The sequence below is a fragment of the Ferruginibacter yonginensis genome (genome assembly GCF_042651465.1).
In the GTDB taxonomy this organism is placed as follows: Bacteria; Bacteroidota; Bacteroidia; order Chitinophagales; family Chitinophagaceae; genus Ferruginibacter; species Ferruginibacter yonginensis.
On the sequence record NZ_JBHSCZ010000001.1, the window covers coordinates 599,750 to 611,872 of the forward strand.

A 12,123-nucleotide genomic window follows, 5' to 3' on the forward strand; every position below is an offset into this window, starting at 1 on the left:
TTAATTAAGCTCTAAAAAATGATTAATGGAGTTAATAAATTGACAACCCGTATGCGAATTAGTTTTTAGTTGTGTAGCTAATTTATTAATGGTTTGTTGTACTTTTTTATGTGGACAAGCATTGATATCGCCAACCTTATTCATTTCACAAGCTGCTGGTAATAAATTCTGCAGTTCGTGCAGCTTATGTTTCCATTCGTTTAAGTGTGCTGTAAGGTGGTAGGTATTTAACCAATTAATAAACTCTGTACTGGTTTCATTTATTATTTCGAAAGCCTTTGGCAATGCTGCCTTACGAACTGCCAATGTTTTATCAACATATACTTTTGAAAGATAGTCAACATCTACCAAAGTAATATTTTGATATGCATTTATGGTTGGTTGTACATTTAATGGAACCGATAAATCTAAAATAACTTTATGATCATTTTCTGAAAAATGTTCTGTTGTTATGATATAATCGTTGGCATTCGTACACACAATTATTACATCATTTAATTTAACCTGCTTTGGTAAGTTTTCAAATAAATCGGCAGTAATACCTGCCTCTTTTGCAAAATCAGCGGCTATATTATTTGTTCTATTGAGGATGGTGATATTGTTAGTATTGAAATAATGTTTTAAATTTTTACAAACATTTCTACCAAACTTGCCTGCACCAATTATTAGTATTTTTTGTTCTGCAATATTGTCTTGTAATTTCAAATATTCAATGGCTGCGTATGATACCGATACAGTACCTGAACTTAAAGAAGTAAACGTTTTTATTTTTTTAGAAGCTTGCAACACATAATTTAAAGTGCGGTGCATTATAGGCCCAATAAGTTGATGCGCATTTGCCATTGCAATGGCTGCTTTTAATTGACCTAAAATTTCATAATCGCCTAATATTTGCGAATCGATACCTGCGGCTACTTTAAATAAGTGCTCTAATGCTAATGTACCATTTTTGCTAAATGAAATTTCATCAAAAACATTTTTTGAACCACCCGATGCTTCACACAAAATATCTACTAAAATTGTGCTGTTTTCAGCAAAGGCGTACAATTCGGTTCTATTACAAGTACTTAGCACAAATAAGCTAACAATTTCATATTCCTTTGCAATAGTGGCAATGGTATTAAACTGATTTTTATCAATTGCAAACAAACCCCTCACCTCTGCACTCGTTTGGTGGTGGTTAATACCAATTACGTGTAACCTGCTTAATATTTGAGTTGATAATGTAACGTTGTTTTGATACATATTGAGTGTAAAATTATCTAATCAACCTATGGCTTTCGTCATACAATTGTAAACGTATTGTAATAAAAATTAAATTACCAAACTAGGAAGTAAATGAACCGAATCTGACATTCAGGTGACAATAAACATTGTGTGTTATGAAGTAGATGATTGAAATTTGCGTAAATTTTAAAAACATATCATATGCAGCGCAAAGCCATATTGTTGATGAATTTAGGCTCACCTGATAGTCCTACTACCAAAGATGTAAAGCCTTATTTATCACAATTTTTGATGGATGAGAGAGTGATTGATGTGCCCAATTGGTTAAGAACGATTTTGGTAAAAGGTATCATAGTACCATTACGTTCACCACAAAGTGCAAAAAAGTACAAAACTATCTGGACAAAAGATGGATCTCCTTTAGTATCTATTACAAAACAGGTAACAACACTGGTGCAAGAAAAAACGGATGTTCCTGTATATTTTTCTATGCGTTATGGTAATCCTTCAACAGAAAGTGTTTTAAAAACAATACACCAAGAGCATCCACAAATTGAAGAAATTATTGCATTACCATTGTACCCACACTATGCCATGAGTAGTTATGAAACAGCTGCGGTGCAAGTGGCTGATTTACATAAGCAAGGCAACTACAACTCAGCTCTTACAATTATTCCTGCATTTTACAATAATCAAAAGTATATACATGCATTAGCAACTTCAATACAACCATACCTTGAACAACCATTTGATAAAATTTTGTTCAGCTATCATGGTATTCCTGAAAGGCATGTAAAGAAAACAGATTGCACCAAAACGCATTGTTTACAAACCAGTGATTGTTGTAATGTTGCATCAGCAGCGCATGAATTTTGTTATAGGCACCAAGTAATTGAAACAACCCATTTAGTGGCCAAGGCATTAAATATACCTGCTGAAAAAGTTGGTTATTCATTTCAAAGTCGTTTAGGACAAGATGCTTGGTTAAAACCTTACACAGCAAAGCTTTTAGGTGAATTACCAAAAGAAGGTGTAAAGAAATTATTAGTGGTTTGTCCTGCATTTGTGAGCGACTGTTTAGAAACAATTGAAGAAATGGGTGAAGAAGGTGATGAAATTTTTAAAGAAGCAGGTGGAGAAAGTTTTCAATTAATACCTTGTTTAAACACCAACCCATTGTGGATTGATACCATTTTAACTTTATGCAACATCAACCAAAAAGAAACGGTAGCGGTTTAAAATAAACATATGTATTTATACCTAAAAGCACTGCATATTATATTTGTAGTAACATGGTTTAGTGGGCTTTTTTATATTGTACGTTTATTTATTTACAATACCGAAGCAAATGATCAACCCATGCCTGCAAAATCAATTTTGCAACAGCAATTCACCATTATGATTAAAAGATTATGGTTGGGTATTACATGGCCATCTGCCATTATTACTTTATGTTTTGGCTTATGGTTATTGCATTTATACCCTGTGATGAGCCCGTGGCTTTGGATAAAATTAGGATTTGTATTGTTGCTTTATGCATACCATATTACACTACATGTTTTATACAAGCAACAAGCAAATAGCCAATTTAAATATAGTTCACAACAATTAAGGTTATGGAATGAAGTAGCAACTGTATTTTTGATAAGTATAGTAATGCTAGTGGTGGTAAAGCAAAGCTTGAGCGTTGTTTGGGGTTTAATAGGATTGGTATTATTTGTAATACTGCTTTTAAGTGCTATTAAAATTTACAAAATTATTAGATTAAAAGCTGCTAATAAGTAACTACTCTAAACCAATCAACATCTGCAAAGCCAGCATCATTTGTACTTTTAGTTCGGCTACAATACATGCCTACAATTGCGCCAATCCATTTACCAGGTGCAGCTTTAAACGAAAATGGTAATACATTAAAACTTTTATTATCAATGCTATAAGCAAACGTACAATTACCACCTTCTTTTACCTGTAATTGAAAGTATAAATTTGTGGCTGATAATGTACTGAGTTGTTGTACAGTAGCATGCGGTTCTTTTTCAGCAGCATCATTTTGTAAGTATTGTAATTGTAAACCATTGCTAGTATTTACCACTTCTATAGCTGCATATTGTAACCCTACTACTGTAAGGCCAAACCTTTCTCCTACTGTTTTTGGTTGAAAATTAAATTTTACTGTTGCTGTAAAATTTTCTCCAGGAAATTTTTGAGATAAAATATTCGGCATATCCCACAAGTTGTTACTATCTGATGTTAATACCGCATTCATTCGTAACGAATTATTTGCAGGATAAGGATAAGCCCAATTTAAACCAGGGTTAGCTTGCCATTGCCATTGTTGTGCTATTGTATTGCCAGTAAATTCATCACTCGTTTGTAAAATATTTTTACTTGAAATTGTACCAACATTTGGCTTTTTAAAAGTTGATACGGGTTCACCAATGCCATTTCCATCATTATCTACACCAATAACTGGCCAATTGTTTAACCAACGCATTGGTTGCAAATGAACAATTCTTCCGTAGGCATCTTTTTCTTGAAAATGAAGAAACCAATTTTCACCCGAATTGGTTTGCACCCAAGCGCCTTGGTGAGGCCCGTTTATATTCGTTTTACCTTGCACTAGTACTACCTTACGTTCATAAGGGCCATAAATATTTTTACTGCGTAAAACCAATTGCCAACCGGTACTTACGCCGCCGGCTGGAGCAAATATGTAGTAGTACCCATTGCGTTTGTATAATTTAGGTCCTTCAATTGTAGCATCAATACCATGTCCATCATATACCAACACGGCATCATTCAAAATTGTTGTGGCACTTGCATTGAGTTCGTGCATCAAAATAATTGATTTAAAACCTGCCCTGCTTCCTGCCAAAGCATGTACTAAATATACCTTACCATCATCATCCCATAACGGACAAGGATCAATTAAACCTTTACCTGCTTTTACTAATTTGGGGGTTGACCATGGTCCTTTTATATTGTTGGCCTTCATCATATAAATACCATAATCAGGGTCAGGATAAAAAATATAAAATACATTTTTATGATATCGAATGCTGGGAGCCCAAACACCTTTACCGTGTTGAACTTTACTAAATACTTCATCAGGATGTTGTACAGGTAAGGCATGAGAGATAATACGCCAGTTTACCAAATCATTGCTTTGTAAAATAGGTAAGCCAGGTATTTGATTAAAACTACTGCTCACCATATAAAATTGCCCGTTCACATAAATAACATCCGGGTCACTATAATCAGCATGTATTATAGGATTAACGTAAGTTTCATCGCCACTTTTAAATTTTTGTGCAGATGATGTAAGTGAGTGTAATACAACTAAACTTAAAACAAGTAATTTATTCATAACCAATATTTATGGTTTACAAATAATGAACAATTCAGAACCGCTTCTTGGTTTAATAGAGTTATAACATGGCTCCATTTGAACGAATGAAAAAACATTTTCAAATTGTTGTTTGTACGTTACAACATTGCCACCAAAGGGAGGTCCACCTTCAAAGCTTCTGTTAAACAATAAGCCTATTAACATACCATTTGGACGCAGAAGTGATTTCATTTTTGCAACATAAGCAGCTCTCAATGATGGATCAATAGCACAAAAAAACGTTTGCTCAACAATAACATCAAAGCTTCCATGCATTGTAAAAAAATCTTGATGTAACACTTTCACTTGGTAAGGATAATCAGCTAATTTTTGTTGTAAAGCAGTTACCAAAACAGCCGAAATATCAACCAATGTAATGTTAGTAAATCCTTGCTGCAACAAATACTCCGCCTCATAAGCATTACCACAACCAGGTATTAAAATAGCGGCATTTTTATCAGTAAATTGATCAAAATATGCCTTTATAGGTGGTGAAACTTGTTGCATATCCCAACTGGTTTGTTGGTTATAATAACGTTCACTCCAGTAATTATCATCCAATAGCAGTGGTTGATTCATTGTGTTTGTTGTTAGATGAAATATTATTCATGCTCCAAGTTATTTTTTTAACGTTGGGGCTTTGTCGAACTTTACAATCAGGCTTAATACATACAGCACAACTAAATGTCATACATGCATCTGAATGCACAAAAATTTCTAATGAATCACCAAAATTATTACGGAGTAAATCTGTAAGTTCATCTATTTCATGGTGTGCTTCATATACGTTAAAATACCAAGGAACGGTTAAATGGGCATCTAAATGCAAGGTTGCACCATACTTTATGATGCGTAGGTTATGAATATCAATCCAGTTAAAACGCCTGTTATCATTAAGTGTAACAATAACATCTTTCAATAATTGCGTATCAGCTTCATCCATAATACCTGCAATAGATGAGCGTATTATTTTATAACCAGTGTAGGTAATGATCAAAGCAAATAACATAGCCACCACACTATCTATCCAAGCAATTTTGGTAAAATATAACAGTACCAAGCCACCAATAATACCAGCAGTTGTATAAGTATCGCTTTTTAAATGTTTGCCACTTGCAATTAAGGGAAGTGAATTATTTTTTTTGCCAATTTCTTCACATATAAAACCTGCAAAATAATTTACAACAGCAGTCACTACAATCAAAATAATACCATAGTCGAGTTGGTGCACGGCTGTTGGCTGCGAAAGATTTTTAGCTGCGCCGTAAATAATAAGCAAACCAGCCACTACAATTAATGTACCTTCAACAGCTGCCGAAATAAACTCTACTTTTCCATGTCCGTATGGGTGGTCTTCATCTTTTGGTTTAGCAGAAAGTATTAAGCTATAAATACCCAACATACTGGCAACTATGTTTACAATACTTTCCAAGGCATCAGTTAAAATAGCAACAGAGTGTGTAATAACCCAAGCGGCCATTTTAATAACAAACAATACAATCGATAGAATAGCAATTTTCTTTTGTATTGATAAATTTTGTTGTGCAGTGGTTGTCATAATGCTAAAAGGCAAATATAAAAATATAAAAGGGTTATGCTACTTTTAATAAAAATTAGTGCCAATGCTCAACTTAAATTTCACCCCATTTCCTTATTTTGAAACTGAAGAACTTATTTTTAGAGAAACGGTTGAAACTGATAAAAATATACTTTTTCAATTAAGGTCAAACCCTGAAGTGATGCATTACATAGGTAGACCCGTTGCTAAAAATTTTGAAGATGTTTTACCAGTTTATAAAATGATGATTGATAATGTAGCTAATAACATTTCAGTACCATGGTGGATTGTATTAAAAGCTACAAACGAAACGGTAGGACAAATAGGTTTTCATTACATTGACATCCAAAATGAACGAGCTGAAATTGGGTATTATTTACTTCCGCAATATCAAAATAAAGGTATTACCACAAAAGCCATAAAAGCTGTTGTTGCTTATGGGTTTGAACATTTACATTTTCATTCAATTGAAGCGAAGGTTGATCCAGAAAACACAGCATCAGCCAGAGTTTTACAAAAAAATGGATTTATTGAAGAAGGTATGTTGAGGCAAAATTATTATTACAATAACCGCTTTAATAATACCCAAATTTTTGGAATTTTAAAGGATGAATGGTATGCCAAAAATAAATCGTAACAGCATTTTCCCCTAAATTTGCAACACTAAAAAACTAATATGAATTTTCAACTTTCTGAAGAGCAGCTAATGATACAACAAGCTGCAAGAGATTTTGCCGTAAATGAATGTTTACCTGGGGTAATTGAAAGAGATGAACATCAAAAATTTCCAAAAGAGCAGATTGAGAAATTAGCCGATTTAGGTTTTATGGGTATGATGGTAAAACCTGAATATGGTGGCAGTGGTTTAGATACCATGAGCTACGTTATTGCTATGGAAGAAATTAGTAAAATTGACGCCAGCGTAAGTGTAAGTATGAGTGTAAACAACAGTTTGGTTTGCTATGGCTTACAAGAATACGGAACTGAAGCACAAAAACAACAATACCTTAAACCTTTAGCACAAGGCAAAAAAGACGGTGAATTATACATTGGTGCTTTTTTATTGAGTGAGCCAGAAGCTGGTAGCGATGCGACGAGCCAACAAACTACGGCTGAAGATAAAGGTGATTATTACTTACTCAATGGTACCAAAAACTGGATTACCAATGGTAACAGCGCTAGCGTATATTTGGTTATAGCACAAACTGACCCAAGCAAAGGTAGCAAAGGTATTAACGCTTTTATTGTTGAAAAAAACTGGCCTGGTGTTGTTGTAGGTGCTAAAGAAAATAAATTAGGTATTAGAGGTAGCGATACGCATACCATTTTATTTAATGATGTAAAAGTGCCTAAAGAAAATAGAATTGGTGAAGATGGATTCGGTTTTAAATTTGCTATGAAAACCCTTGCTGGTGGCCGTATTGGTATTGCAGCACAAGCTTTGGGTATTGCAAGTGGTGCTTACGAAAGAGCAAAAGATTACAGTAAAACTAGAAAAGCTTTTGGTACTGAAATTATGAACCATCAAATTATTCAATTTAAATTGGCTGATATGGCTACTAAAATTGAATGTGCTCGTTTACTTTGCTTAAAATCTGCATGGGAAAAAGATAATAATATTGATTATACTTTAAGTAGCTCAATGGCAAAAGTATTCAGTAGCGAAACAGCCATGTGGACTGCAACTGAAGCAGTTCAAATACATGGTGGTTATGGTTTTGTAAAAGAATACCATGTTGAACGTTTAATGAGAGATGCTAAAATTACACAGATTTACGAAGGTACTAGCGAAGTACAACGTATTGTAATAGGAAGAGCAATCTTAAAATAATAATTCCCAAAAAAATCAAATAAAAAATGTGCAAACGGTCGTTCGTTTGCACATTTTTAGTATACATTTAACCCATATAAAAACTTGGCTCATGAGCATCATTCAACTAAAGCACTTACGCAAATCATACGACAGTAATTTGGTTTTAAAAGATATTAATTTAGATATTGAAGCTGGTCAAATTGTGGGTTATATTGGTCCCAACGGTGCAGGTAAAAGTACTACCATTAAAATACTATGTGGTATTATTAGTGAGTTTGAAGGCAGCGCAACTGTGATGGATATTGACGTTCGTACCAACCCATTAGCAGTTAAACAAATAATTGGGTACATACCAGAGCAAGCGGCCTTATACGAAGTGCTTACCCCTACGGAATACCTTCGCTTTAGTGGCAAATTATATAACATGAACGACCAAGCCATTGCCACAAAAACTACGGAACTATTACGTTTATTTGATTTACACGATAAAGCACATACCCGTATGACCAACTTTAGCAAGGGTATGAAACAAAAAGTTTTGCTCATTAGTGGCCTCATACACAACCCTTCAATAATATTTTTAGATGAACCTTTGAGTGGGCTTGATGCCAATGCCGTTATATTAGTAAAAGAAATTTTATCGCAATTAAAAGCAGCCGGTAAAACCATTTTTTATTCATCACATATAATGGATGTTGTTGAAAAAATTAGTGACCGTATCATCATCATTGATAAAGGCGAAGTGAAGGCCGATGGTAGTTTCAACGAACTACAATCAAATGCACACCTTGGTTCACTAGAAAATATTTTCACCGCACTTACAGGCAACAGCAATCAACAACAAAACACTGCTAACGAATTTATAAACGTTTTAAAAAGCTAACCTTATGGATAAACTGTTACTTAAGTTAGTTTTATGGTTTGTAAAACATAGCATTAAAAAAGATGTTGATATTGAAAAATTACAAATCATTTGCGAAACAAAATTAATTATGGATCGCCGCAGGGCAAGGGTTTCCATGAAACAAGCTTCACAAAAAGAACCCAAAAACCAACTTTTGGTTACGCAAATTATTTATGCCTTAGTTGGTTTATTAATTGGCGGTGCAATATTTTCTATAAAAGATATTGTAGCTGGCATGGCCTTATTACACTCCTACATGTTGTTTATGATGGCAATGACGTTGATTACAGATTTTAGTAGTGTTTTGTTAGATACTACTGATAATCAAGTGATACTACCAAGGCCCGTAAATAGCCGCACTTTTTTTATGAGTAGGTTAGTGCATATTTTAGTGTACTTGCTACAATTTACCATTGCTATTGCTTTATTCCCCATTATAAGTTGTTTTATTAAGTATGGTTTTGCGGTTGGTATAGCCAGTATTTTCACCATTTTACTAACCGTATTAATGGCGGTATTTTTAACTTACCTATTGTATGGTTTAATTTTAAAATTTGCAAATGAATCTAAAATAAAAGATATCGTTAGTGGTTTTCAAATAGCCATTACAATTGTATTTGCAGCCGGTATGCAAATTGCTCCGAGGTTCATCAATTTTAGTGATTTAAATGTTACTTTCAACATAAAGTGGTACAGCTATTTTTTACCACCCATGTGGATGGCTAATTTATTAGAAGCGATTTATACATTTCAATTTGATGTGCCACATATTGCGATGATTTTACTTGCTATCACAATACCAGTAGGCACTTTCTGGATAATGTTTAAATATTTAGCACCATCATTTTCAAAAAAAATGGCAGCATTGGGTAATAGCAGCGGTGAGGGTAAGCCAACTTTGGTAACTTCAAATTCAATGCAACGTACATCTTTTGCACAGCAAATAGCCCCATTAGTTTGCAAAAATAATACTGAAAAAGCCGGTTTTGAAATAGGGTGGATTATGACCGCTAGAGACAAAATGTTTAAGATGCAATTTTACCCAAGCATAGCTTATTTGCTAGTGATGGTATTCATTTTTATCTTTAAAAGTGGAAGTAATATACAGCATGTATGGGCAAATTTATCTAACACTAAAATGTTTTTATTATTTGCTTATTTACCTATCATTACCATATCTACAGGTATTGGCTTGTTACCTTACAACGAATACTTTAAAGCCTCATGGATATATTTAGCAACACCTTTACAACAACCGGGCAGCTTAATTAGTGGTGCTGTGAAATCAATTTTAGTAAAATTTTTTATACCCATATTTATTATATTATTTGGTTTTTCATTTTACGTATGGGGGGTTGCCATTATTGATGATATGTTACTCGGCTTGGTAAATAATATTTTAATTTTCTTTTTAATAATACATATTGGTAAAAGCTACTTGCCTTTTTCAACACAGGTTAGCACCCAACAACAAACAGGCAAATTTGTAAAAATGTTACTGCAACTGTTATTCATTTCATTGCCAGTAGGTTTGCATTACATTGCTACAATATATGTGTGGCTATTATGGGCCATGATACCTGCATCATTACTTATAAGTTTATTAATTATTAAAACTATTCAACAATATAGATGGCAAAAAATTGCATCATAAATTATGGTTAACGAACATTTTTATAAAGAAATTATAACAACATTACAACCTAGCCAAACCACATTGGTGGCCGTATCAAAACTAAAACCAGTAAGTGATATTGAACAGTTATATGCACTCGGACAAAGAGATTTTGGTGAAAATTATGTACAAGAATTAGTGGAGAAACAACCTCAATTACCTGCTGATATTCGTTGGCATTTTATTGGACATTTACAAAGTAATAAAGTAAAATATATTGCACCTTTTGTAACCATTATTCAAAGTGTTGATAGTATAAAACTGCTTACAGAAATTAATAAACAAGCTATAAAAAATAACCGTACCATTGCTTGTTTATTGCAAGTACATATTGCTGAAGAGCAAACAAAATTTGGGTTTAATGCTGCTGAACTACAACAACTACAACCTGAAACATTCACTCATATTGATTTTGCAGGTGTAATGGGCATGGCTACTTTTACAGATGACAAACAAAAAGTGGAAAGAGAATTTCAGCACTTAAAATCAATTTTTGATGATTTTAAACTACATCATACACTACCGCATTTTAACACCATCAGTATGGGCATGAGTGATGATTATGCATTGGCCATACAATGTGGTAGCAATATGGTTCGCATTGGCAGTTTGTTATTTGGAAAAAGAGGTTAATTACAAAAATGTTAAATTGATAATGCAGGTATGTTTTTTATACCGAATTAGCATCTTTACAACAACAATAATTTAACTTTATAACATGACAAATTTTGTTGAAAAAGAAAGACACCGTAAAGCATTTATGTACACTGCTATTATTTGTGCAGTGTTGCTTTTATTGTTTATCATTATCAGCTGGAAAACTGTACCGCCGCCGCCTCCGCCACCACCTGAATTAATTGAAGTTAATTTGGGCAATAATGATGATGGATTGGGTGAAGAGCAACCGCTCATAAAAGGTGATGGTACCCCTGAAATACCTGTACCTGCTGCACCACAGCCAGAAGTAGCAAAAGAAACCAATACTGAAGAAAGTGTTACGCCTGATGACAATGCTGAAGCTACCGCTGCACCCGTTGTAAAAGCAGAAAAGAAAAACGTAACTACAAAAAATACTACACCAACACCCAAACCTGTTGTAACACCCCCTATCCCAAAACCACAAAAACCAAAATTGGTGTATAATGGACCGGGTACAAAAAACGGCAATAATAAAGAAGTTGACAATGGCTATACCATGCAAGGGAAAAACCCGATTGGAAAAGGTGATTATGGTATACCAACTGGCGATAAAGATTCTTATGGCGATACACCCGGCGGCAAAAAAGGTGGTCCAAAAGTTATAAGTGGTAATCGTAAAGTCATTAACTACTACTCATTTACAGGCGATTTACCAAAAGCGACCATTAATGCAGTTATAAAAGTATCGCCTGCAGGTGTAGGCACTTTCATTAAAATTGGTCAAGGTAGTACCAGTTTCAGTAAAGATTATGCCAATGCTATTACTGGTTATTTACGTAACATTAAGTTTGATAAGGCTGATGATGAATCAACCGTAACTGTACAATTTAATTTCACCGTACAATAAATTGTAAAAAAT

12 protein-coding genes are annotated in these 12,123 nt (G+C 33.8%); 8 read left to right on the forward strand and 4 right to left on the reverse strand.

What is annotated here, in order from left to right; genetic code table 11:
- Positions 1-1,245: a glutamyl-tRNA reductase gene (gene hemA, locus ACFOWM_RS02605; protein WP_379706691.1), complete on the reverse strand. Its 1,245-nt coding sequence runs from the start codon at positions 1,243-1,245 to the stop codon at positions 1-3.
- 183 nt (positions 1,246-1,428) lie between these two features.
- Here hemA and hemH point away from each other — a divergent pair, with 183 nt between their 5' ends.
- Positions 1,429-2,466, forward strand: coding sequence for a ferrochelatase (gene hemH / locus ACFOWM_RS02610; protein ID WP_379706693.1), 1,038 nt, complete (start codon positions 1,429-1,431; stop codon positions 2,464-2,466).
- 9 nt (positions 2,467-2,475) lie between these two features.
- Entirely contained in the window at positions 2,476-3,012 is a 537-nt protein-coding gene (locus ACFOWM_RS02615) for a CopD family protein (RefSeq protein ID WP_379706695.1), read from the forward strand.
- On the opposite strand, the gene ACFOWM_RS02620 is transcribed toward ACFOWM_RS02615, so the two are convergent.
- Genes ACFOWM_RS02620 through ACFOWM_RS02630 form a run of 3 tightly spaced genes read right to left on the reverse strand, consistent with a single transcriptional unit; the run spans position 3,002 to position 6,173 of the window.
- Positions 3,002-4,594: a glycoside hydrolase family 43 protein gene (locus ACFOWM_RS02620; protein WP_379706697.1), complete on the reverse strand. Its 1,593-nt coding sequence runs from the start codon at positions 4,592-4,594 to the stop codon at positions 3,002-3,004. The genes ACFOWM_RS02615 and ACFOWM_RS02620 overlap by 11 nt on opposite strands.
- A 9-nt stretch (positions 4,595-4,603) precedes the next feature.
- Complete coding sequence (locus ACFOWM_RS02625; RefSeq protein WP_379706699.1) at positions 4,604-5,194, reverse strand: methyltransferase domain-containing protein; 591 nt, start codon at positions 5,192-5,194, stop codon at positions 4,604-4,606.
- Positions 5,169-6,173: a cation diffusion facilitator family transporter gene (locus tag ACFOWM_RS02630; RefSeq protein WP_379706701.1), complete on the reverse strand. Its 1,005-nt coding sequence runs from the start codon at positions 6,171-6,173 to the stop codon at positions 5,169-5,171. The genes ACFOWM_RS02625 and ACFOWM_RS02630 overlap by 26 nt, the downstream gene beginning before the upstream one ends.
- Positions 6,174-6,237: 64 nt before the next feature.
- Here ACFOWM_RS02630 and ACFOWM_RS02635 point away from each other — a divergent pair, with 64 nt between their 5' ends.
- The 6 genes from ACFOWM_RS02635 to ACFOWM_RS02660 all read left to right on the forward strand — a co-directional run bounded on the left by ACFOWM_RS02635 (position 6,238) and on the right by ACFOWM_RS02660 (position 12,111).
- Positions 6,238-6,810: a GNAT family N-acetyltransferase gene (locus ACFOWM_RS02635; protein ID WP_379706703.1), complete on the forward strand. Its 573-nt coding sequence runs from the start codon at positions 6,238-6,240 to the stop codon at positions 6,808-6,810.
- Positions 6,811-6,849: 39 nt separating this feature from the next.
- Entirely contained in the window at positions 6,850-8,004 is a 1,155-nt protein-coding gene (locus ACFOWM_RS02640; protein ID WP_379706706.1) for an acyl-CoA dehydrogenase family protein, read from the forward strand.
- A gap of 91 nt (positions 8,005-8,095) precedes the next feature.
- Positions 8,096-8,869, forward strand: a complete 774-nt coding sequence (locus ACFOWM_RS02645; RefSeq protein ID WP_379706709.1) for an ABC transporter ATP-binding protein — start codon at positions 8,096-8,098, stop codon at positions 8,867-8,869.
- 4 nt (positions 8,870-8,873) lie between these two features.
- Complete coding sequence (locus ACFOWM_RS02650) at positions 8,874-10,544, forward strand: hypothetical protein (protein WP_379706712.1); 1,671 nt, start codon at positions 8,874-8,876, stop codon at positions 10,542-10,544.
- A gap of 3 nt (positions 10,545-10,547) precedes the next feature.
- Positions 10,548-11,198: a YggS family pyridoxal phosphate-dependent enzyme gene (locus tag ACFOWM_RS02655; protein WP_379706715.1), complete on the forward strand. Its 651-nt coding sequence runs from the start codon at positions 10,548-10,550 to the stop codon at positions 11,196-11,198.
- Between the two features lie 85 nt (positions 11,199-11,283).
- A complete protein-coding gene (locus tag ACFOWM_RS02660) occupies positions 11,284-12,111 on the forward strand; it encodes a hypothetical protein (RefSeq protein WP_379706718.1) in 828 nt (275 codons plus the stop codon).
- The last annotated feature ends 12 nt before the right edge of the window (positions 12,112-12,123 follow it).

Coding starts and splice junctions, on each gene's coding strand:
- hemA (WP_379706691.1), bottom strand. CDS start 1,245: ATGTATCAAAACAACGTTACATTATCAACTCAAATATTAAGCAGGTTA.
- hemH (WP_379706693.1), top strand. CDS start 1,429: ATGCAGCGCAAAGCCATATTGTTGATGAATTTAGGCTCACCTGATAGT.
- ACFOWM_RS02615 (WP_379706695.1), top strand. CDS start 2,476: ATGTATTTATACCTAAAAGCACTGCATATTATATTTGTAGTAACATGG.
- ACFOWM_RS02620 (WP_379706697.1), bottom strand. CDS start 4,594: ATGAATAAATTACTTGTTTTAAGTTTAGTTGTATTACACTCACTTACA.
- ACFOWM_RS02625 (WP_379706699.1), bottom strand. CDS start 5,194: ATGAATCAACCACTGCTATTGGATGATAATTACTGGAGTGAACGTTAT.
- ACFOWM_RS02630 (WP_379706701.1), bottom strand. CDS start 6,173: ATGACAACCACTGCACAACAAAATTTATCAATACAAAAGAAAATTGCT.
- ACFOWM_RS02635 (WP_379706703.1), top strand. CDS start 6,238: ATGCTCAACTTAAATTTCACCCCATTTCCTTATTTTGAAACTGAAGAA.
- ACFOWM_RS02640 (WP_379706706.1), top strand. CDS start 6,850: ATGAATTTTCAACTTTCTGAAGAGCAGCTAATGATACAACAAGCTGCA.
- ACFOWM_RS02645 (WP_379706709.1), top strand. CDS start 8,096: ATGAGCATCATTCAACTAAAGCACTTACGCAAATCATACGACAGTAAT.
- ACFOWM_RS02650 (WP_379706712.1), top strand. CDS start 8,874: ATGGATAAACTGTTACTTAAGTTAGTTTTATGGTTTGTAAAACATAGC.
- ACFOWM_RS02655 (WP_379706715.1), top strand. CDS start 10,548: ATGGTTAACGAACATTTTTATAAAGAAATTATAACAACATTACAACCT.
- ACFOWM_RS02660 (WP_379706718.1), top strand. CDS start 11,284: ATGACAAATTTTGTTGAAAAAGAAAGACACCGTAAAGCATTTATGTAC.